Genomic DNA, 19,885 nt, shown 5'->3' on the forward strand with positions numbered 1-19,885 from the left:
GCACGCGTGCGCCCGAGGGGGATCAGGACTGCGTGGCCGCGACCCAGCGATCGAGCGCCTCGCGCGCGGCTCCCGAGTCGATCGAGCGCTCGGCGTGGCCGAGCCCCGCCGAGAAGCGCTCGACCAGGGTGCCCGAGGCCGTGCCCGGGAGCGTCGCATCCGCCACCAGGCCGGCGGCCGCGTTAAGCGCCACCGTGTCGCGGACCGGGCCCGTCTCGCCCTCGAGCACGCGTCGGACCACCGCGGCGTTCTGCTCGGCGTCGCCGCCCCGCAGCTCGTCCAGGGTGATCGGCGCAAGACCGAGGTCGCCCACCGGATCGAGGCGCTGCTCCGAGATCTCGCCGCCACGGACCTCCCAGAGGGTGGCCGGTCCCGTCGGCGCGAGCTCGTCGAGCCCGTCGTCGCCGTGGAACACGAGCGCCTCGCGGCCCTGCGACGCGACCACGCCCGCGAGCACCGGGGACACCCGCATGCTCGAGGATCCGATCGCGGTCGCCTGAGGCTGCGCGGGGTTGGTCAGGGGGCCGAGGATGTTGAAGGTGGTCGGGATGCCGAGCTCCTTGCGGATCGGCATGGCGAACCGCATGGACGGGTGGAACACCTGCGCGAAGCAGAAGGTGATGCCCACCTCCGTCGCGAGCTCCTTGACGCGCTCGACGGGAAGGTCGAGCCGCACACCCAGCGCCCCGAGCACGTCAGCGCTGCCCGACTTCGACGTCGCGGCGCGGTTGCCGTGCTTGACCACCGTCGGTCCAGCGCCGGCGATCACGATCGACGCCATGGTCGAGATGTTGACGGTGTGGGCGCCGTCGCCCCCGGTGCCGACGATGTCCACGGTCCGGCCGGGCACCTCGAAGCGCAGCGCGTGGTCCAGCATCGCCTGCGCGAGGCCCGCGACCTCGGTGGCCGTCTCCCGCTTGACGCGCAGCGCCGCGAGGAACGCGCCCATGGCCACGGGCGAGGCGGAGTCGGTCAGCACGGACTCCATCACCGCGGCGGTCTCCTCCGCGGTCAGGTCCTCGTGCTCGACCAGGCGCGCGAGCAGGTCCTGCAACGTCGCCACGAGAGCCCCTCAGGCGTCCGCGTCGGCGGGGGCGAAGAAGCCGTCGACGGCGTCGCGCACCGCGAACGGGTCGAGCGGGTGCGACACGGCGGCGTCCGCCTCCGACCAGGTGGCCAGCCAGGCGTCGCCGGGACGGCCGACGAGCAGGAGGATCGGCGGGCACTCGTACAGCTCGTGCTTCATCTGCCGTGCGATGCCCATGCCCCCGACCTTCGCGGCCTCCCCATCGAGCACGACCAGGTCGAAGCGCTCGTTGTCGAGGCGGTCGATCACCGCGGCGTGCGTGGCGGTCTCCACCCACTCGATCTCGCGCCCGTGCGTGGACGGACCGACGGCGAAGCGCACCTTCTCCCGCACGTTGCGGTCGTCGCTGTACAGCAGGATGCGCGCCTTGCGGGTCGCCGGGGCGCCGGACTCGTGCTTGACCACGTCGCTCATGTCGCCCATTCTGGCATGGCCGCGGGACCGCGCCACCCGTCTCGCAGGGGCGCGTCCGCCCCGGTTCGCGCGGCTTGAGCGGATTGCCGGGAACCGGCCCCGCGCCATGCGCGTTGAATGGTGTGAACTGCGTGCTCCGTGCGCTTTAATGGGACCTATGTCCCACGCCACGACTGCGCCGTCGCCCATCCACGCGACGCGTCCGAACCAGGTCGCCGTCGGCACCATCGTGTGGCTGAGCTCCGAGCTGATGTTCTTCGCGGGCCTGTTCGCGATGTACTTCACGCTCCGGGCTCAGGTCCCCGAGGTCTGGGCCGACAAGACCGAGCTGCTCAACATCCCCTTCGCCGCGGTGAACACGACCGTCCTCGTGCTCTCGTCGTTCACCGCGCAGGCGGGAGTCTTCGCGGCCGAGCGCTATCAGCGCCGCCGCACGGGCTCCCTGCTCAAGCTCAAGGGCTGGGGCATGCACGAGTGGTTCGTGCTGACCTACATCATGGGCGCGATCTTCATCGGCGGCCAGGTGTACGAGTACGCGATGCTGATCTCGGAGGGCCTCACCATCTCGTCGAGCCCCTACGGCTCGGTGTTCTACCTCACCACAGGCTTCCACGGCCTGCACGTCATCGGCGGTCTGATCGCGATGCTGTTCGTGCTGGGCCGGTCGTTCGCCGCCAAGAAGTTCGGCACGCACGAGGCCACCACGACCATCGTGGTCTCGTACTACTGGCACTTCGTCGACGTCGTGTGGATCGCGCTCTTCGCCGTGATCTACCTGATCCGTTAGGGGCTCAAGAGATGCATTCGCTCGCCAGGCGGCGGTACCACCGCGCGGCCCCCGTCATCCTCGTCGCCCTGCTGCTCGCGCTCGTCACCGGCGTGGCCTGGGCCATCTCCCAGGCGACCTCCGCGGACGCCGCCGTCACCACCACGGCCGACGACGTGACCGAGGGTCAGAAGCTGTTCGCCGCGAACTGCGCGTCCTGCCACGGGCTCGACGCCACCGGCACCGAGGGCGTGGCGCCCTCGCTGGTCGGCGTCGGCGCCGCCGCGGTCGACTTCCAGGTCGGCACCGGACGCATGCCGATGCAGGCGTCCGGCCCGCAGGCCATCGCCAAGCGCACGCAGTTCTCGCAGGACGAGATCAACCAGCTCGCGGCCTTCGTCGCCTCGCTGGGCGCCGGCCCCGCGATCCCGACCGCCGAGCAGGTCGACCCCGCGCTCGGAGACGCCGCGAACGGCATGCAGCTGTTCCGCACCAACTGTGCGATGTGCCACGGCTCCGTCGGAGGCGGCGGCGCGCTGACGCAGGGCAAGTACGCGCCGAACCTGTGGGAGACCACCCCCACCCACGTCTACGAGGCGATGCTCACCGGCCCGCAGTCGATGCCGGTGTTCAACGACGCCAACATCACCTCCGAGGGCAAGCGCGACATCATCGCCTACCTCGAGGCGCAGGACGCCGGCTCCCCCGGCGGCTTCCGCCTGGGCACCATCGGCCCCGTCGCCGAGGGCCTGTGGGGGTGGCTGATCGCCCTCGGACTCATCATCGCCAGCACCGTGTGGATCGGAGCCCGTTCTTCATGAGCACCGTAGACAAGCCCGCTGAGGATCACGGCGCGCCCGAGGCCTTCGAGGACCCGGGTCTGCCGTACCACCGTCCGCGCCGCGCGGACGTCGACGAGAAGGCAGAGAAGCGCGCCGAGCGCCAGGTGGCCGCGCTCTTCGGGATCTCGATCGTCGGCACGGTCGTCGCCATCGGCGCGTACTTCGCCATCGACATGTCGGAGGAGATCGACTCGATCCGCTTCGCGAACATGGCGATCGGCATCGGCATCTTCCTCGCCATGATCGGCATCGGCCTCGGTGCCATCCACTGGGCCAAGACCCTCATGCGCGACCACGAGATGGTCGAGGAGCGCCACGAGCTGCGGTCCTCCGACGAGTCCCGCGAGGGCGCGATCCAGAACCTCAAGGACGGTGCCGCGGACTCCGGGATCAGCGGCATCAAGCGCCGCGGCCTCCTGGTCGGCACCGGCGTCGCGGCGCTTCTCGCCGCTCCCCTGGCGATCCTGGTGCCGCAGCTGGGCAACATGGGCGCGGACTGGAACACCAAGAAGTTCGCGCACACCATGTGGCGCAAGGGCATGCGGCTCACCCGCGACCCCGACGGCACCCCGATCAAGGCCGCGGACGTCACCATCGGCTCCGCCTTCCACGTGATCCCCGAGGGTCTCAACGACCTCGAGCACGGGCTCATCGAGGAGAAGGCCAAGGCCGTCGTGCTCCTGCTCCGCCTCGACCCGCGCGACCTCAAGGTCCAGGAGGGCCGCGAGGACTGGTCGTTCGACGGGATCGTCGCGTACTCCAAGATCTGCACGCACGTCGGCTGCCCCGTGGCGCTGTACGAGCAGCAGACCCACCACCTGCTGTGCCCCTGCCATCAGTCGACCTTCGACGTGGCCGACGGCGCCAAGGTGGTCTTCGGGCCCGCGAAGCGGCCGCTTCCGCAGCTTCCGATCGCGGTCGACGACGAGGGCTACATCATCGCTCAGAGCGACTTCCACGAGCCGATCGGGCCGTCGTACTGGACGCGCCTCAAGAACACGTCCGACGGCCTGTCCGACTCGACCGAGGAGAGCAGCCACTGATGGGCACCCGACTCAACCGCGCCGCCGCGGGCACCGCGAACTACGTCGACGAGCGCACCTCGATCGGCGGCTTCGTCAAGTTCTTCGCGCGCAAGCTCTTCCCCGACCACTGGTCGTTCATGCTGGGCGAGATCGCGCTGTACTCGTTCATCATCCTGCTGCTGTCCGGCGTGTTCCTGACCGCCTTCTTCGTCCCCTCGATGACGATCGTCACCTACGACGGCCCGCTCGAGACGATGCAGGGCGTGGAGATGTCGGAGGCGTTCGCCTCGACGCTGCACATGTCGTTCGAGGTCCCCGGCGGCCTCCTCATGCGCCAGATCCATCACTGGGCCGCGCTGCTGTTCACCGCCGCGATCGTCACCCACATGGCGCGCGTGTTCTTCACCGGCGCGTTCCGCAAGCCGCGCGAGCTCAACTGGCTCGTGGGCTTCACCCTGATGATCCTGTCGCTCGCGGCCGGCTTCTCGGGCTACTCGCTCCCCGACGACGTGCTCTCCGGCAACGGCCTGCGCATCATCGAAGGCGTGACGCGCTCGATCCCGATCCTGGGCGAGTACATCTCCTTCTGGATCTTCGGTGGCGAGTTCCCCGGCGAGATCCTGATCCCCCGCCTCTTCACCATGCACATCCTGCTGGTGCCGGGCCTGATCCTCGCGCTGATCGCACTGCACCTGTTCCTGGTGTTCCTGCACAAGCACACGCAGTACCCGGGCGGTGGCCGCACCCACAAGAACGTCGTGGGCCTGCCCCTGTTCCCCGTGTACACCGCGAAGGCCGGAGGCTTCTTCTTCGTGGTCTTCGGCGTGGTGGCGCTCGTGGCGGCGCTGTTCACCATCAACCCGGTGTGGAACTACGGCCCCTACGACCCGTCCCCGGTCTCCGCAGGCACGCAGCCCGACTGGTACATCCTGTTCATCGACGGCGCGCTCCGCCTGATGCCGGGCTGGCTGTTCGACGTCATCCCCATGGAGTGGGAGTTCTGGGGCTACACGCTCAGCTGGAACCTGCTGATCCCCGCCGTCATCCTGCCCGGCCTGTTCTTCGGCTTCCTCGCGCTGTACCCGTGGATCGAGGCCTGGGCCACGGGCGACCGCGGCGAGAAGCACGTGCTCGACCGGCCGCGCAACGCGCCGGTGCGCACGGGCCTCGGCGTGGCGCTGATCACGTTCTACGTGATCCTCGTGATGGAGGGGTCGAACGACATCATCGCGAACCTCTTCCACCTGTCGCTCAACGACCTGACCTACTTCTTCCGGATCGGCATCTTCGTGATCCCGGTGCTCGCCTTCTGGATCACCCGGCGCATCGCGTTCGGGCTCCAGCGCAAGGACCGCGAGCTGGTGCTCCACGGAAACGAGACCGGTCGGATCGTCCGCCACGAGCACGGCGAGTACATCGAGGTCCACGAGCCGCTCGACGAGCAGGAGCGCTGGCTCCGCGTGGGCTACGAGGACATCGCGCCGCTGGAGATCGAGCCCGAGTTCAACGACCGGGGCGTGCGCCGCAAGGGCTACCGCTGGGATCGCTTCAAGCAGCGGCTGTCGCGCTTCTACTTCGAGCAGCGCATCTCCCCCGTCACGCCGGAGGAGCTCGAGGAGGCGCAGCACGCGCACCACTGACACGCATCGTCACCCGCAGGGGCGTCCCGGAGCATCCGGGACGCCCCTGCGGCGTTCCCGGCACCGTTGCCCGCCGATGCCGCGTTCCGAGCGAATCCCCAGCATCGTCCCGGAATGCCCGCGCCGACACGGGAGTTGTCACAGGAGAACCATCCTCGCCCCGTCGCCCTGCCATGAGTAGGCTCGGGACGTTCCCGGAAAACCGGCCGTGACGCGTGTGCGCCGCGGCCCGACCTTGGAGGAGATATGGCCGACTACACGCTGCCGGACCTCTCGTACGACTACGGCGCCCTCGACCCGCACATCGCGGGTCAGATCATGGAGCTGCACCACAGCAAGCACCACGCCGCGTACGTCGCCGGCGCGAACACCGCTCTGGAGAAGATGGCGGAGGCGCGCGACACCGACAACTTCGGCGCGATCGCCGGCCTCGAGAAGGCGCTCGCCTTCAACCTCGGCGGTCACACCAACCACTCGATCTTCTGGACCAACATGTCCCCGGAGGGTGGCGACAAGCCCACCGGCGAGCTGTCCGCGGCGCTCGACGAGCACTTCGGCTCGTTCGAGAAGTTCCAGGCGCACTTCACGAACAACGCGATGACCATCATGGGGTCGGGCTGGTCGATCCTCGCCTGGGACACCATCGGCAAGAAGCTCGTGATCGTGCAGCTCTACGACCAGCAGGGCAACGTGCCGGTCGGTCTGATCCCCCTGCTCATGCTCGACATGTGGGAGCACGCCTTCTACCTCCAGTACAAGAACGTCAAGGCGGACTACGTCAAGGCGTGGTGGAACGTCGTGGACTGGGCCAACGTCCAGCAGCGCTTCATCACCGCGACCGCGACTCAGGGCCTCATCGTCATGTGACGGACGTCCTCGTACCCGACAGGGGCCGCCTTCCATCCGGGAGGCGGCCCCTGTCGCGTCTCCTGGGTCCCCATCTCCCCCGGCCTGCCCGCTAGGTTGGGAGCATGCCGGGAGAGGCCCTGAGAGCCCGCGGGCGCGCCACGAGCGCCGCGGATCGACGCTCCGCGCTCTGGCTGCTCGTGGGGAGCCTCGCGGTGCTCCAGTTCGCGTACCCCGCGACCCTCGACGGACGGCTGTGGACCCTCCTCTACCTGTCCGTCTACATCGGGCTCGTCGTCGTCGCCGTGCGCATCGGCGCCGCCGACCCGCGACGCTTCTGGCCCCTCGTGGCGGCCGCCGCCGCCCTGGTCGCCGGCGCGACCTGGTTCGCGGTGCAGCAGGACGACCTCGCCGCGACGCGCGCGATGCTCGCGGGTTCGTTCCTGCTCCAGCTCGCGCTCATGGTGGCGCTCCTCGACGCGCTGGTCCATCCTCCCGCGCACGCGACGGTCACCGACCTCATCCTGGTGGCCGTGGCGATCTATCTGCTGTTCGGCGGCGTGTGCGGCCTCCTCTCCGCCCAGCTCGAGCTCGCCGCCCCGGGGAGCTTCGTCGACCAGACGGCGTCGGGAGAGCCGCTGGCCTGGCAGGGCCTCATCTACGGCAGCTACGTGACGCTGACCACGCTCGGCTTCGGCGACATCGTGCCGCTGGCCCCGTGGGCACGTGCCCTATGGTCGTTCGAGGCCGTGGTCGGGACCCTCTACCTCGCGATCGTCATCGCGCGCCTGGTGGGCCTCGGCGGGAGCCATACGTGGCTCCGCGGCAGGGACACCCGAGCGCCCGGTCCTGACGAGCCCTGAGCCGCGCCACGGGGAACGAGGACGGCCCGGTCCCCGCGCGGGGACCGGGCCGTGAACCGTTCGCGGCTGACGCTCAGTGGGCGTGCTGACCGCGCGAGAACTCGAAGACCCAGCCCCACAGGCCGATGGTGCCGAGCACAGCCGCCGGGACCATGATCCACCAGTCGACGGCCAGCGCCACGAAGGACAGCGCGGCGCCGGCGGCCAGCACCAGCGGCCACCAGCTCCACGGCGCGAACACGCCCTGCTCCCCCGCGTGGTCGGCGATCTCGCCGTCCTCCGCGTCCTCGGGTCGCTTGCCGTGGCGACGCTCGAGCATCTTGAAGTAGAAGCCGACCATGCCGAACATGCCGGCGGTCAGGTAGATCGCGAGGAACCCGACCCACTCGCTCCAGTGGGTGAAGATGCCGTACGCCGTGCCAGCCAGGATGAAGAAGGCCGTCGGGATGTTGAAGACATTCGCCTCGATGCGCATGCGGCTCTCCTCCTAGCCGACCGGGGCGTGGTCGGTGTTGTCGCGCTCGGCCTGATAGTGGTCGATCGCCGCCGCACCCGGGTGATGCAGGTCGAACGCCGGACGCTCCGAGCGGATGCGCGGGATGGACGTGAAGTTGTGGCGCGGCGGCGGGCAGGACGTCGCCCACTCGAGCGAGTTGCCGAAGCCCCACGGGTCGTCCACCGTCACCTTGGGCGCCCGCTTCGAGGTGATGTACACGTTCCACAGGAACGGCAGCGTCGAGAGCGCAAGCACCACGGCGCCGATGGTCGACAGCTGGTTCATCCAGGTGAAGCCGTCCTCGGGCAGGTAGTCGACGTAGCGTCGCGGCATGCCCATCGCGCCCAGCCAGTGCTGGACCAGGAAGGTGGTGTGGAAGCCGAAGAACAGCAGCCAGAAGTGCACCTTGCCCAGGCGCTCGTTGAGCATCTTGCCCGTGAACTTGGGCCACCAGAAGTAGAAGCCCGCGAACATCGCGAACACGACCGTGCCGAACACCACGTAGTGGAAGTGCGCGACCACGAAGTAGGAGTCGGACAGCGGGAAGTCGAGCACCGGCGAGCTCAGGATGATGCCGGTGAGGCCGCCGAAGAGGAAGGTGACCAGGAAGCCGATCGACCACAGCATCGGTGTGTCGAAGGTGAGCTTCCCTCGCCACATGGTGCCGATCCAGTTGAAGAACTTCACTCCGGTCGGCACCGCGATGAGCATGGTCATGAAGCCGAAGAACGGCAGCAGGACCGCGCCGGTGACGTACATGTGGTGCGCCCACACCGTGACCGACAGCGCCGCGATCGCGATGGTGGCGTACACCAGGCCGTGGTAGCCGAACAGCGGCTTGCGGCTGAACACCGGGAAGATCTCCGAGACGATGCCGAAGAACGGCAGCGCGATGATGTACACCTCGGGGTGGCCGAAGAACCAGAAGAGGTGCTGCCAGAGGATGGCGCCGCCGTTGTCAGGGTTGAACACCTGGGAGTGGAGCACGCGGTCCGAGCCGAGCGCGAAGAGCGCCGAGGCCAGCGGCGGGAACGCCAGCAGCACCAGCATCGACGTCACCAGGATGTTCCAGGTGAAGATCGGCATCCGGAACATGGTCATGCCCGGCGCGCGCATCGTCACGATCGTGGTGATGAAGTTCACCGCACCGAGGATGGTGCCGAAGCCACCGAGCGCGAGTCCGAAGACCCACAGGTCGCCGCCGACGCCCGGCGAGTAGACCGAGTTCGACAGCGGCGCGTACGCGAACCAGCCGAAGGATGCGGCGCCCTGCGGGGTGAAGAACCCCGCCATGGCGATCACGCCGCCGAACGCGTACAGCCAGTACGCGAGCATGTTGAGGCGCGGGAACGCCACATCGGGCGCGCCGATCTGGAGCGGCATGATGAAGTTCGCGAAGCCCGCGAACAGCGGGGTGGCGAACAGCAGCAGCATGATCGTGCCGTGCATGGTGAACAGCTGGTTGTACTGCTCGGCGGACTGGACCACCTGCATGCCCGGCTCGAACAGCTCCGCGCGGATCAGCAGCGCGAGCAGGCCGCCGACCACGAAGAAGAAGAACGACGTGATCAGGTACATGTACCCGATGGTCTTGTGGTCCGTGGTGGTCAACCACTTGATGACGATCGAGCCGCGCTTGGTGGGCGCGACCGGGACGGACACCTGGCGGGCGGCGTCGCCGCCGGCCTCGTACGAAACCGTGGCCATCAGGAATCAGCCTCCTCGTGCTCCTCGGTGAGCTGGACGACCTGATCGCGCGAGTACTCCTCGACGCCGATCTGCCCGGTGTAGCCCTCGTTGCGCAGCTCCTCCATGTGAGCGTCGTACTCGTCGCGGGAGACGACAGCCACGTTGAACAGCATCGACGCGTGGTACTCGCCGCACAGCTCGGCGCACTTGCCCTGGTACATCCCCTCCTGGGTGGGGATGATCTGGAACGTGTTGGTCCGGCCCGGGATGACGTCCTCCTTGTAGAGGAACGCGGGCACCCAGAACGAGTGGATGACGTCGCGCGAGTCGAGCGTGAACTCGACGCGCTCGCCCACGGGGAGGTACAGCGTCGGGAGCGTCTCCTCGACGCCCTCCTCGCCCGTCAGGCTCGCCTGGACACCGGGGTCGTACACGTCGTCGTCGACGTAGTTGAAGTCCCAGCTCCACTGCTTGCCGACCACGTTGATGTGGATGTCCGGGGTCTCGGACGTGTCCTTGATCGCGGAGATGTCCTCGACCGTGTACTTGAACAGCACGCCGATCATCAGCAGCGGGACGATGGTGTACATCAGCTCGAGCGGAACGTTCGCCCTGGTCTGCAGCGGGAGCTTGGTGTCTCCCTTGCGCTTGCGGTACACGATGACCGCCCAGAGGATCAGGCCCCAGGTGATGACGCCGACGGTGAGCGCGGCGATCCAGGAGCCGTTCCAGAGCGTGATGATCCGCCCGGTCTGGTTGGTGATCTCAGGGGTGCTGGGAAGGGCGCCGTTCTCAATCCCGGTGGAGCAGCCGGCGACCAGGGACGTCAGTCCCAGGGCGAGGGCTCCTGCCAGGGCTTTTCCGAGCGCGCGGGGACGCGAAATCGAGGACACACGGGCAGTGTAGCGCGCGATACGGTGAGGGCATGCAGGCCGCCCGCATGTTCCTCGACGCCAGTGGTTCCTCCCCTATGACGAATCGGGCGCTGGAAGCGTTCCAGGCGGGCCTCGCCGACGGCTGGGCGGACCCGACGCGGCTCCACTCGGAGTCGCGGCGCGCGCGCCAGCTTCTCGACGGTTCCCGCGAGGCGATCGCGGACGCCCTCGATGCGCGTCCCGAGCAGGTGCACCTCACCGCCTCCCCGCACCTGGGGCTCGAGCGCGTCATCGCCGGGGTGTTCGCGGCCCGGCGAGGCCGCGGCCGGATCGTCGCCTCCGCCGTGGAGCGCGACGCCACGCTCCACGCCGCCGACTACGTCAGCGGCGGGCGCCTCGCGACCGTTCCGGTCGATCGCGACGGGCACGTCGACATCGAGGCGCTCGGCGCCGAGCTGGCCGACCCGGACGTCGCGCTCGCCGCGGTCCAGCACGGCAATCACGAGATCGGGACGCTGCAGCGGCTCGACCGTGTGCACGCCGCGACGTCCGCGGCAGCCGTGCCTCTCATCGTGGACGCCACCGCGAGCATCGGCCACGTCCCCGCCCCCGAGCGATGGGACGCGTTGGTCGCGAACCCGGCGGACTGGGGCGGCCCCCAGGGCATCGGCGTGGTCGCGCTACGCCCCTCGACCCGGTGGCTGCCCGTGTGGCCCGAGGGCGACGACTGGGCGCCCGGCGGCGTCAGCGTCCCGGCCGCCCTGGCGGCGGCCGTGGCGCTGCAGGAGCGGCTCGAGCAGCTGGACGCCGTGGGCGCGCGGCTCGGGGCGCTGATCGACCACGTCCGCGCGCGGGCGACCGACTGGCCCGGCGTCGACGTCGTCGGCGATCCCGCGGAGCGGCTCCCGCACGTGGTGACGTTCTCCTGTCTGTACGTCGACGGGGAGGCGCTCCTGACGCGCCTCGACCGCGAGGGCATCGCGGTCGGCTCCGGCTCCGCCTGCACGACCAGCACGCTCGAGCCGTCGCGCGTGCTCGCCTCGATCGGTGCGCTCAGCCATGGGAACGTCCGGCTCGGTCTGCACCCGGGCGTCGGCGAGGCGGACATCGAGCGCTTCCTGGCGCTGATGCCGCGCATCCTCGGCGACCTGCGCGACGAGGCCGGGGCACCGGACCTTGGCTGAGGATCGCGCCTCCGGCGGGGACGATGCGTCGCCGTCCGGCGCGGCCGACGTCACCATCGACGCGACGGGGCTGCTGTGCCCGCTGCCGATCATCGAGCTGGGCCGGGCGGCGCGCGGGAGGGCGCCCGGCACCACGATCACGGTGGTCTGCACCGACGTGGCGGCGCGTCTCGACGTCCCCGCATGGGCCCGGATGACGGGCCACGAGTTCGTCGGGGAGACGAAGACGGACGGCGGGGCCGTGGCCCTCACCGTCCGTCTCCTCTAGGTGTTCTGATTCAGTTCGCGCGATCGGGTCGCCCCGCGCGGCTCAGCTGAACGAGTCTCCGCATGCGCACGAGCTCGACGCGTTCGGGTTGTCGATCGTGAAGCCCTGCTTCTCGATCGTGTCCGCGAAGTCGATCGTGGCGCCGTCCAGGTACGGGACGGACATCTTGTCCACGACCACTCCGACGCCGTCGAAGTCGCGGATCGCGTCCCCGTCGAGGGTGCGCTCGTCGAAGTACAGCTGATAGATGAGGCCGGAGCAGCCTCCCGGCTGCACCGCGAGGCGCAGGCGGAGGTCGTCACGACCCTCCTGCTCCAGCAGGCTCTTCACCTTGGCCGCTGCGGCATCGGTGATCACGACGCCGTGGGACTTGGTCTCGGTCGCAGTCTCGGTCACTGGCGCCTCCTCTCTCTCGGTTACGGGACCAGCGTACGCCGCGGCGCGGACATTCCCCACCCCCGGCGCGCGATTCGTTGATGGATCATCCACCGGCGAACAGGAACCGGCTCAGCGCCGCGGGGTCCATGTCTGGGCGACCCGGCGGATCTGGTCGGCCAGCCCCGCCTCCCCCGGCAGCCCCTCGTGCGCTCCCGCGATCCCCGCCGCCATCAGGTCGCGCCGGCCCAGCGCCAGGTGCGCGGTGACGGCGACGGCCGGCACCCCCGTGGCGCCGGCGACCCGGGCCGCGGAGGCCGCCACGCCGTGGTCGAGCCCGCGGGCGTCGAGGCGTCCCGTCACGCACGCGACCACGTCCGCGTCGGCGGCGGCACGGTCGAGACCGGCGAGCTCCGCGACGGCGGGCGCCGCCGGCACGATCCGCGCGCCGAGCGCCGCGAGCGCGTAGGCCAGTCCGCCCGCGGCGCCGCTGCCCGGCTGATCGGACAGGCGACCCGGCCCCAGCAGGGTGCGCCGGGCGGCGACCGGGTCGGCCTCGCGGGCGATCGCGGACCAGCGCTCCTCCTGTGCCTGCGCCGCGAGGGCGAGCGCGGCATCGTGCTCCCGTCCGTCGCGCACCGAGGCGCTCATGCCCGTGAAGCCGAGCAGCGGCCGGTCGGAGCCCGCGAGCGCCATGATGGCGAGCCCGCTCAGGCCCGCGCGCGCCGCCTCGAGCCCACCGCCCCACAGGTCTGTCGCATCCCCCGCCGGGGGCTCGTCGCCCACCGGCACCACGACGGTGCCGCTCTCCCCCGCCGCTGCCAGCCCGAGCAGCGCCGCCGCCAGCGCGGCGGGCTCCCAACGCGCCCCCGTCACGGGCGCGAGCACGAGCGCGTCCCCCCGTCGACGGGCCGTCGCCCCGCCGACGGTCAGCGCCTCTCCGTCGAGGGCATCGGCCGTGCGAGGCCCGCCGTCAGGCACGGGCACGGCGGCCACGTCGACGTGCGGCGCCGCCGCTCCCCAGGCCTCCGCCGCCGCCGAGGCGACCGCCGCGGGCGGGAGATCGGGAGCGTCGGGGCGGGGCCAGCTCTGGGCGGCGATCACGGCACGCATGGCCACCAGTGTGCCGTGTCCGTCATGCGACAATGTGCGAATGACCCAGACCTTCCATGAGCCCTCGCCGTCCGCGTTGATGCTCCTGGGCGAGCGTCGCGATCCGCTGTCGGAGCGCGGCGTCGACTGCCCGGGCGACCTGCCGGCGGCCTCGGACCCCGACCTGGTCGAGCGCGCGCGTGCCGCCAAGGAGGCGCTGGGCGACCGCGTCTTCATCCTCGGCCACCACTACCAGCGCGACGAGGTCATCCAGTTCGCCGACGTCACCGGCGACTCCTTCAAGCTGGCGCGCGACGCGGCCGCCCGCCCGGAGGCCGAGTTCATCGTGTTCTGCGGCGTCCACTTCATGGCGGAGTCCGCGGACATCCTCACCGGCGACGACCAGGCCGTGGTCCTGCCCGACATGGCCGCCGGCTGCTCGATGGCCGACATGGCGAACATCAACCAGGTGGACGATGCGTGGGCCCAGCTGGAGGAGGCCGGCGTCGCCTCCCGCACGGTCCCCGTCACCTACATGAACTCGACCGCGGCCATCAAGGCGTTCTGCGGCGCCCACGGCGGCGTGGTCTGCACCTCGTCGAACGCCGAGGTCGCGCTGCGCTGGGCCTTCGACCAGGTGGGCGGCGTCGACGGCGACGGCAAGGTCCTGTTCCTGCCCGACCAGCACCTGGGCCGCAACACCGCGGTGCTGCAGCTCGGCATGGAGCTGGACGACTGCATCGTCTGGGACCCCCGCAAGCCGCTCGGCGGCAACACCCCCGAGGCCGTCGAGGCGGCCCGCATGATCCTGTGGAAGGGCCACTGCTCGGTGCACGGCCGCTTCCGCCGCGCCCACGTCGACCGCTTCCGCGCGGAGGTGCCGGGCATCAACGTGCTCGTCCACCCCGAGTGCGCTCACGAGGTGGTCACAGCCGCCGACTTCGTGGGCTCGACCGAGTACATCATCAAGACGCTCGACGCGGCCGAGCCCGGCTCGAGCTGGGTCATCGGCACCGAGCTGAACCTGGTCCGGCGCCTCGCGAACGCGCACCCCGACAAGGAGATCCACTTCCTCGAGGACACGGTGTGCTTCTGCTCCACCATGAACCGCATCGACCTGCCCCACCTCGTGTGGGCGCTCGAGTCGCTGGCCGCGGGAGAGGTCCCCAACCGCATCGTCGTCGATGCGGAGACCCAGCGCCTCGCCAAGGTGGCGCTCGACCAGATGCTCGCGCTCCCCGCCCTCAACCCCGCCAAGGACTGACCCGAAGGACTGCCAGGGGCGGCCGCCCCGACATGATCATGAGCGACCAGAACACCAACGAGACCCCCGCGACCGAGATCCCCGGCATCGAGGTGCCGGGCGACAGGAAGGGGCGCCCCACCCCCAAGCGCAAGGACCAGGAGGCCGCGCGCCGCCGCCCGATCGTCCCCGACGGCAAGCAGGCGAAGAAGGAGCAGCGCGAGAAGATGCGCGCGCAGCGCGAGAAGGAGTACCAGGCGATGCGCGAGGGCGACGAGCGGCATATGCCGCTCGAGCACCGCGGCCCCGAGCGCCGGTTCCTTCGCGACTACGTCGACGCGCGCACCACCCTCGGCGAGTTCCTGCTGCCCGTCTCGATCGTCTTCGTGGTCGCGTCCCTGCTGGTCCCGTCGCAGACCTGGGCGGGCCTGGGCCTGATCGTCTTCTTCTACCTGCTGGTGATCATCGTCGCCGTCGACACGTTCCTGATGACGCGCCGGCTCAAGAAGCGCTTCGTGGAGAAGTTCGGCTGGAAGAAGCTGCCGCGCGGCTGGACCTTCTACGTGATCGCCCGCCAGCTCAACATCCGCCGCTTCCGTGCGCCGAAGCCCGCCGTTAACCGGGGCGAGTTCCCGAGCTGACGCGACCCGCGCATCGTCCGAAGGCGCCCCGGCCCCGTGCCGCGGGCGCCTTCGCCGTTCCCGGCCGGGTTCGGCTCCGGTCGCGTCCCTCGCCTAGGGTCGGACCATGGTCAACTACAGATACCTGGGCCGTTCCGGCCTCAAGATCACCGAGCTCACCTACGGCAACTGGATCACCCACGCCTCGCAGGTCGAGAACGACCAGGCGAAGGCGTGCGTGCGCGCGGCGCTCGACGTGGGCATCAGCTCGTTCGACACCGCCGACGTCTACGCCAACACCGCGGCGGAGACCGTGCTGGGCGAGGCGCTGAAGGGCGAGCGCCGCGAGAGCCTCGAGATCTTCACCAAGGTGTTCTGGCCCACCGGGCCGGGCGGGGCGAACGACATGGGGCTGTCGCGCAAGCACATCATGGAGTCGATCGACGGGTCGCTGCGCCGCCTGCAGACCGACTACGTGGACCTGTATCAGGCGCACCGCTACGACCACGACACGCCGCTCGAGGAGACGATGAGCGCGTTCGCAGACATCGTGCACGCGGGCAAGGCGCACTACATCGGCGTGAGCGAGTGGACCGCGGATCAGATCCGCGCGGGCGCGGCGCTCGCCAAGGAGCTGCGCATCCCGTTCGTGAGCTCGCAGCCGCAGTACTCGATGCTGTGGCGCGTGATCGAGGACGAGGTGGTGCCCGCCTCGAAGGAGGTCGGCGTCGGGCAGATCGTGTGGTCCCCCGTCGCGCAGGGCATCCTCACCGGCAAGTACGCCCCGGGGCAGCCGCCGCCCGCGGGCTCCCGCGCCACCGACGAGAAGTCCGGCGCGCGCTTCATCGAGCGCTTCATGCGCGACGACATCCTCACGCGCGTACAGAACCTGCGGCCCGTCGCGGACGAGCTCGGCCTCACGCTCGCGCAGCTCGCGATCGCCTGGGTGCTGCAGAACGACAACGTCTCGGCGGCGATCATCGGCGCGTCGCGGCCCGAGCAGATCGTGGACAACGCGAAGGCGTCCGGCGTGGAGATCCCCGCGGAGCTCATGACGCGGATCGACGACGTGCTCGGCGACGTGGTCGAGCGCGACCCCGGCCGCACCGCGGAGGCCGGTCCGGCCTCGCGCTGAGCGCGGACATGCGAGGACCCCGGAGCCTGATGGCTCCGGGGTCCTCGTTGCATCAAAGGAGAAAACAATGCATGCACGGCTGGCAGGTCCGTACATGCATGACAACGTGCTGGTCCCGCTCAGTGTTCCCGGGGGCTGGTTCCTGGTCGTCGGCATCGCCCCGGTGCCGCCCGCCTCCCGCTCCCACCGCCCGCCGCCCGTCCCACCGCCCGCTCCCATCCCGCGAGATGGACGCTGGGTGCCCGAAACCGCGCCGTTCCGCGCACCGATCCGCCATTTCGGGGCCGGTGGCGGGGCTGGCCGGTGGCGGGGCTGGCCGGTGGCGGGGCTGGCCGGTGTCCGGTCGATGCTCCCGCTCGCGGTCAGCCCGCAGCGGCGATCTCCAGGATCCGGGCGGCGGCCGGGGCCAGTCGCCTCCGGGGATCCCACACCGCGGCGAGGGGGCGCACCAGCGCCGGCCCGTCGACGCGGACCCGGACCAGGCGTCCGGCGGCGACGTCGTCGCGCACCGCGCGCTCGCTCAGCGCCGCCACGCCCCCACCGGCGAGCACCGTGGCGCGGATCGCCGCGGTGGTCGACAGCTCGGCCGCGGGAGCGGCGACGGAACCCGGACCCAGCATCGCGGCGAGCGCGCTCTCGAGGGTGAGCCGCGTGCCGGAGCCGGGCTCGCGGCTCAGGAGCGGCGTGCGCGCCACCTCCGCGGCGGAGACGGAGGTCCGGCGCGCCCACGGATGCCCGGGCGCGACCACCACGACCACCTCGTCACGCGCGACCACGAGCGCGGCGAGACCGTCGGGCGGATCGGGGGTCTCGACGAAGCCGAGGTCGTCCAGCCCTGCGCGGACGCGTTCCTCGACGACCGCGCTGTTGATGGCGGTCAGCTCCACCTGCGCCGCGTCGGGATCGCGGCCGTAGGCCACGAGCCATCCGGGAAGCAGGTGCTCGGCCACCGTCAGTGACGCCGCGATCCGCACGTGTGCGGTGGCATCGGCCCGCAGCGCGGCGACCGACGACTCGAGCCCGTCCGCCTGCGCAAGCACGGCCGCCGCCCATCCCGCGATCAGCGCACCGTGGTCGGTGAGCCCGGTGCCTCGCGCGGAGCGGGCGAAGAGCGCGAGCCCCCACCGGCGCTCGAGCGCCCGCATGCGCTGCGACACCGCCTGCTGACTCACGCCCAGCGCCTGCGCCGCGCCGGTGAGGCTGCCGTGCTGCTCCACGGCGACCAGCATCCGCAGCTCCTCGAGCGAGGTCCGCATGCCCACTCCTCTTTCTACAAGCGTAGGTTGTGGATCACCGGCATTCTGCCACTACCGGACCTCATGACGGCTTGGAACGCTGGACGCATGACACGCCGCACCGTCCGCCCCGTCCCGCCGAACTGGTTCGCGGTGGTGATGGGCACCTCGATCGTCGCGACCTCCGCCCACTCGCTTCCCTGGCAGCTGCCCGGGCTGGGCGCTCTCGCCTGGACCGCCTGGGCCGCGGCGGGGCTCGCGCTCGCAGTTGCGGTCATCGCGACCGTGCGCCACGTGCTCTCCGACCGGGGCGCCGTGCGCGCGTATCTTCTCGACGGCACGGTCGCCCCGTTCTACGGCGCGCTCTCGATGGGCCTGCTCGCGTACGGCGCCGCCACCCTGCTGGTCGCCGGTCCCACGCTCGGGGCGTCGGCGATCGCGATCGACTCCGTGCTGTGGACGGTCGGCACCATGGTCGGGCTCGCCACCGCTGTCGGGGTGCCCGTGCTGCACTTCACCCGGCATGAGACGGCGGCGGACTCGGCGTCAGGCGCATGGCTGATGCCGGTGGTGCCCCCGATGGTCTCGGCCGCGACCGGCGCGCTGCTGCTCCCATCGCTCGACGGCGCGGCCGCTCAGACCCTCGCGCTCGCGTGCTACGCGATGGTGGGAGCTGCAGGCCTCGCCTCGCTCGCCCTCGTGCCGCAGATCTGGTCGCGCCTGGCACACCACAAGCTCGGCGCCGCGGCCGCTGTGCCCACCCTCTGGATCGTGCTCGGCCCGCTCGGTCAGTCCGTCACCGCGATCGGGCTGCTGGCCGACCACGCGGGCCCGGCGCTCGGAGTCGAACCGGAGGTGCTGAGGGTCGGCGCCGTGCTCGTCGGCGTGCCCGTGCTCGGGTTCGCTCTGCTCTGGCTCGCCATCGCCGGGGTGCTGACGGCGCGCACGGCACGCACCGGGCTGCCGTTCTCGTTGGCATGGTGGGCGTTCACGTTCCCCGTGGGCACCTGCGTCACCGGGGCCTCGTCGCTCGCCGCACACACGGATTCGTCGGCGCTGGCCGCGATCGCCGTCGCCCTCTTCGCTCTCCTGCTGGGCGGATGGATCGTCGCCGCTCGCGGGACCGTGCGGGACCTGGTGGCGCGGCGGGCTCAGCCCGCGGTGAGCGCGCGGTTGAGCCGCGCGACCCAGCCGGGACCGCGGTACACGAACGCCGTGTAGACCTGCACGAGCGTCGCGCCTGCGGCGAGCATGCGCCGCGCATCCTCCTCCGAGCTGATCCCGCCCACGCCGATCAGGCACATCTCGTCGCCCACCCGGGCGCGCAGCCGCCCGATGATCTCGACGGCGCGCGGCAGCAGCGGCGGGCCGGACAGGCCGCCGGGGCCGCGGTCGTGGGCGATGGTGGTGTTGGCCGCAACGATCCCGTCGAGCCCGAGCTCGAGCGCCAGGTCCGCGACCGCATCGACGTCCTCGTCCGCGAGATCCGGCGCGATCTTCACCAGCAGCGGGACGTGACGGTCCGTGACGGCGTCGTCCGCGGCCGCGCGGGTCGCCGCCAGGATGGGTCGCAGCGTCTCGACCGACTGGAGGTCGCGCAGCCCGGGCGTGTTCGGCGAGCTGACGTTCACCACCAGGTAGTCGGCGTGGCGGGCGAGCAGCGCGGCGGACGTGGCGTAGTCCTCGGGCGCCTGCTCCGCGGGCGTGACCTTGTTCTTGCCGAGGTTCACCCCGAGGACGATGCGCCGCCCGCGCCGGGTGGCACGGAGCCTCGCGAGACGCTCCGCCATCTCCTCGGCTCCCCCGTTGTTGAAGCCCATCCGGTTCCGCAGGCCCTGGATGTCCTTCTCCCGCCACGACCGCGGACGCTCGTTCCCTGGCTGCCCCAGCGGGGTCACCGTGCCGACCTCGACGAAGCCGAAGCCGGCCGCCGCGAGCCCCTCGACCGCCTCGGCGTCCTTATCCATGCCCGCGGCCAGCCCGACGGGCGCCGGGAACGTCAGCCCGAGCGCCTGGACCGCGCCGGTGGGAACGGGACGGGGCACGAGGCCCAGCGCACGGCCCATCCGGAACGCCGGAGCGCCCATCCTGAAGGCCGCGATCCCGAACCGATGGGCGCGCTCGGCGTCGATGTGGCTGAGAAGGTGCCGGTAGAAGGATTGGTACACGAGTCCCAAAGTACCCGGGCTA

At 70.8% G+C, this 19,885-nt stretch carries 21 protein-coding genes; 12 read left to right on the forward strand and 9 right to left on the reverse strand.

The genetic code is table 11. From position 1 onward, the window contains the following. Positions 1-22: 22 nt before the first annotated feature. Entirely contained in the window at positions 23-1,063 is a 1,041-nt protein-coding gene (gene trpD / locus QQX13_RS01515) for an anthranilate phosphoribosyltransferase (RefSeq protein WP_301144399.1), read from the reverse strand. Positions 1,064-1,072: 9 nt separating this feature from the next. Next, positions 1,073-1,501, reverse strand: a complete 429-nt coding sequence (locus QQX13_RS01520) for a response regulator (RefSeq protein ID WP_301144400.1) — start codon at positions 1,499-1,501, stop codon at positions 1,073-1,075. A gap of 157 nt (positions 1,502-1,658) precedes the next feature. Here QQX13_RS01520 and ctaE point away from each other — a divergent pair, with 157 nt between their 5' ends. The 6 genes from ctaE to QQX13_RS01550 all read left to right on the forward strand — a co-directional run bounded on the left by ctaE (position 1,659) and on the right by QQX13_RS01550 (position 7,483). Continuing rightward, on the forward strand, positions 1,659-2,288 hold the full coding sequence (gene ctaE, locus QQX13_RS01525; protein ID WP_301144401.1) for an aa3-type cytochrome oxidase subunit III: 630 nt from the start codon (positions 1,659-1,661) through the stop codon (positions 2,286-2,288). A gap of 11 nt (positions 2,289-2,299) precedes the next feature. Next, positions 2,300-3,088, forward strand: coding sequence for a cytochrome bc1 complex diheme cytochrome c subunit (gene qcrC, locus QQX13_RS01530; RefSeq protein WP_301144402.1), 789 nt, complete (start codon positions 2,300-2,302; stop codon positions 3,086-3,088). Next, positions 3,085-4,152, forward strand: a complete 1,068-nt coding sequence (gene qcrA, locus QQX13_RS01535; RefSeq protein WP_301144403.1) for a cytochrome bc1 complex Rieske iron-sulfur subunit — start codon at positions 3,085-3,087, stop codon at positions 4,150-4,152. Before qcrC ends, qcrA begins: the two co-directional genes overlap by 4 nt. Beyond that, positions 4,152-5,774, forward strand: a complete 1,623-nt coding sequence (gene qcrB, locus QQX13_RS01540; RefSeq protein ID WP_301144404.1) for a cytochrome bc1 complex cytochrome b subunit — start codon at positions 4,152-4,154, stop codon at positions 5,772-5,774. The genes qcrA and qcrB overlap by 1 nt, the downstream gene beginning before the upstream one ends. A 246-nt stretch (positions 5,775-6,020) precedes the next feature. Then, positions 6,021-6,641 carry a superoxide dismutase gene (locus QQX13_RS01545; RefSeq protein WP_301144405.1) on the forward strand — a complete coding sequence of 207 codons (621 nt, stop codon included), beginning with the start codon at positions 6,021-6,023 and terminating at the stop codon, positions 6,639-6,641. 104 nt (positions 6,642-6,745) lie between these two features. Then, positions 6,746-7,483: a potassium channel family protein gene (locus tag QQX13_RS01550; RefSeq protein ID WP_301144406.1), complete on the forward strand. Its 738-nt coding sequence runs from the start codon at positions 6,746-6,748 to the stop codon at positions 7,481-7,483. Positions 7,484-7,556: 73 nt separating this feature from the next. Here QQX13_RS01550 and QQX13_RS01555 read toward each other — a convergent pair whose 3' ends face one another. The 3 genes from QQX13_RS01555 to ctaC are packed head-to-tail and all read right to left on the reverse strand — an operon-like array spanning position 7,557 to position 10,561. Then, positions 7,557-7,958, reverse strand: coding sequence for a cytochrome c oxidase subunit 4 (locus tag QQX13_RS01555; RefSeq protein ID WP_301144407.1), 402 nt, complete (start codon positions 7,956-7,958; stop codon positions 7,557-7,559). Between the two features lie 12 nt (positions 7,959-7,970). Then, positions 7,971-9,686 carry an aa3-type cytochrome oxidase subunit I gene (gene ctaD, locus QQX13_RS01560; protein WP_301144408.1) on the reverse strand — a complete coding sequence of 572 codons (1,716 nt, stop codon included), beginning with the start codon at positions 9,684-9,686 and terminating at the stop codon, positions 7,971-7,973. Beyond that, the gene (ctaC, locus tag QQX13_RS01565) at positions 9,686-10,561 is read right to left on the reverse strand and encodes an aa3-type cytochrome oxidase subunit II (protein WP_301144409.1); all 876 of its coding nucleotides are present in this window, start codon (positions 10,559-10,561) and stop codon (positions 9,686-9,688) included. Before ctaC ends, ctaD begins: the two co-directional genes overlap by 1 nt. Before the next feature lie 47 nt (positions 10,562-10,608). Here ctaC and QQX13_RS01570 point away from each other — a divergent pair, with 47 nt between their 5' ends. Beyond that, positions 10,609-11,727, forward strand: coding sequence for a cysteine desulfurase family protein (locus QQX13_RS01570; protein WP_301144512.1), 1,119 nt, complete (start codon positions 10,609-10,611; stop codon positions 11,725-11,727). After that, complete coding sequence (locus tag QQX13_RS01575) at positions 11,720-11,995, forward strand: sulfurtransferase TusA family protein (protein ID WP_301144410.1); 276 nt, start codon at positions 11,720-11,722, stop codon at positions 11,993-11,995. Before QQX13_RS01570 ends, QQX13_RS01575 begins: the two co-directional genes overlap by 8 nt. 42 nt (positions 11,996-12,037) lie before the next feature. On the opposite strand, the gene erpA is transcribed toward QQX13_RS01575, so the two are convergent. Continuing rightward, positions 12,038-12,391 (reverse strand): iron-sulfur cluster insertion protein ErpA, encoded by a 354-nt coding sequence (gene erpA, locus QQX13_RS01580; RefSeq protein WP_301144411.1) that lies wholly within the window; start codon positions 12,389-12,391, stop codon positions 12,038-12,040. 111 nt (positions 12,392-12,502) lie between these two features. Continuing rightward, positions 12,503-13,483, reverse strand: coding sequence for a glycerate kinase (locus QQX13_RS01585; RefSeq protein WP_301144412.1), 981 nt, complete (start codon positions 13,481-13,483; stop codon positions 12,503-12,505). Positions 13,484-13,523: 40 nt separating this feature from the next. On the opposite strand from QQX13_RS01585, the gene nadA reads away from it, so the two are divergent. The 3 genes from nadA (at position 13,524) to QQX13_RS01600 (ending at position 16,460) form a co-directional block, all read left to right on the forward strand. Continuing rightward, the gene (nadA, locus tag QQX13_RS01590) at positions 13,524-14,726 is read left to right on the forward strand and encodes a quinolinate synthase NadA (protein ID WP_301144413.1); all 1,203 of its coding nucleotides are present in this window, start codon (positions 13,524-13,526) and stop codon (positions 14,724-14,726) included. A gap of 38 nt (positions 14,727-14,764) precedes the next feature. Then, positions 14,765-15,346 (forward strand): DUF3043 domain-containing protein, encoded by a 582-nt coding sequence (locus QQX13_RS01595; RefSeq protein ID WP_301144414.1) that lies wholly within the window; start codon positions 14,765-14,767, stop codon positions 15,344-15,346. Positions 15,347-15,452: 106 nt separating this feature from the next. Continuing rightward, positions 15,453-16,460 carry an aldo/keto reductase family protein gene (locus tag QQX13_RS01600; protein ID WP_301144415.1) on the forward strand — a complete coding sequence of 336 codons (1,008 nt, stop codon included), beginning with the start codon at positions 15,453-15,455 and terminating at the stop codon, positions 16,458-16,460. 362 nt (positions 16,461-16,822) lie between these two features. Here the strand turns inward: QQX13_RS01600 and QQX13_RS01605 are convergent, their stop codons facing one another. Further along, entirely contained in the window at positions 16,823-17,716 is an 894-nt protein-coding gene (locus QQX13_RS01605; RefSeq protein WP_301152234.1) for a LysR family transcriptional regulator, read from the reverse strand. 87 nt (positions 17,717-17,803) lie between these two features. On the opposite strand from QQX13_RS01605, the gene QQX13_RS01610 reads away from it, so the two are divergent. Then, entirely contained in the window at positions 17,804-18,916 is a 1,113-nt protein-coding gene (locus QQX13_RS01610) for a TDT family transporter (protein ID WP_301152236.1), read from the forward strand. Here the strand turns inward: QQX13_RS01610 and QQX13_RS01615 are convergent. Then, the gene (locus QQX13_RS01615; protein WP_301144419.1) at positions 18,847-19,863 is read right to left on the reverse strand and encodes a quinone-dependent dihydroorotate dehydrogenase; all 1,017 of its coding nucleotides are present in this window, start codon (positions 19,861-19,863) and stop codon (positions 18,847-18,849) included. The two genes, QQX13_RS01610 and QQX13_RS01615, sit on opposite strands and share 70 nt — an antisense overlap. Positions 19,864-19,885: the final 22 nt, after the last annotated feature.

The sequence above is a fragment of the Demequina lignilytica genome (genome assembly GCF_030418375.1).
Taxonomy (GTDB): domain Bacteria; phylum Actinomycetota; class Actinomycetes; order Actinomycetales; family Demequinaceae; genus Demequina; species Demequina lignilytica.

What these genes read in the sequence shown, in the direction of transcription:
- QQX13_RS01520 (WP_301144400.1), bottom strand. Translation starts at nt 1,501, where the DNA reads ATGAGCGACGTGGTCAAGCACGAGTCCGGCGCCCCGGCGACCCGCAAG.
- ctaE (WP_301144401.1), top strand. Translation starts at nt 1,659, where the DNA reads ATGTCCCACGCCACGACTGCGCCGTCGCCCATCCACGCGACGCGTCCG.
- qcrC (WP_301144402.1), top strand. Translation starts at nt 2,300, where the DNA reads ATGCATTCGCTCGCCAGGCGGCGGTACCACCGCGCGGCCCCCGTCATC.
- qcrA (WP_301144403.1), top strand. Translation starts at nt 3,085, where the DNA reads ATGAGCACCGTAGACAAGCCCGCTGAGGATCACGGCGCGCCCGAGGCC.
- qcrB (WP_301144404.1), top strand. Translation starts at nt 4,152, where the DNA reads ATGGGCACCCGACTCAACCGCGCCGCCGCGGGCACCGCGAACTACGTC.
- QQX13_RS01545 (WP_301144405.1), top strand. Translation starts at nt 6,021, where the DNA reads ATGGCCGACTACACGCTGCCGGACCTCTCGTACGACTACGGCGCCCTC.
- QQX13_RS01550 (WP_301144406.1), top strand. Translation starts at nt 6,746, where the DNA reads ATGCCGGGAGAGGCCCTGAGAGCCCGCGGGCGCGCCACGAGCGCCGCG.
- QQX13_RS01555 (WP_301144407.1), bottom strand. Translation starts at nt 7,958, where the DNA reads ATGCGCATCGAGGCGAATGTCTTCAACATCCCGACGGCCTTCTTCATC.
- ctaD (WP_301144408.1), bottom strand. Translation starts at nt 9,686, where the DNA reads ATGGCCACGGTTTCGTACGAGGCCGGCGGCGACGCCGCCCGCCAGGTG.
- QQX13_RS01570 (WP_301144512.1), top strand. Translation starts at nt 10,609, where the DNA reads ATGTTCCTCGACGCCAGTGGTTCCTCCCCTATGACGAATCGGGCGCTG.
- QQX13_RS01585 (WP_301144412.1), bottom strand. Translation starts at nt 13,483, where the DNA reads ATGCGTGCCGTGATCGCCGCCCAGAGCTGGCCCCGCCCCGACGCTCCC.
- nadA (WP_301144413.1), top strand. Translation starts at nt 13,524, where the DNA reads ATGACCCAGACCTTCCATGAGCCCTCGCCGTCCGCGTTGATGCTCCTG.
- QQX13_RS01595 (WP_301144414.1), top strand. Translation starts at nt 14,765, where the DNA reads ATGAGCGACCAGAACACCAACGAGACCCCCGCGACCGAGATCCCCGGC.
- QQX13_RS01600 (WP_301144415.1), top strand. Translation starts at nt 15,453, where the DNA reads ATGGTCAACTACAGATACCTGGGCCGTTCCGGCCTCAAGATCACCGAG.
- QQX13_RS01605 (WP_301152234.1), bottom strand. Translation starts at nt 17,716, where the DNA reads ATGCGGACCTCGCTCGAGGAGCTGCGGATGCTGGTCGCCGTGGAGCAG.
- QQX13_RS01610 (WP_301152236.1), top strand. Translation starts at nt 17,804, where the DNA reads ATGACACGCCGCACCGTCCGCCCCGTCCCGCCGAACTGGTTCGCGGTG.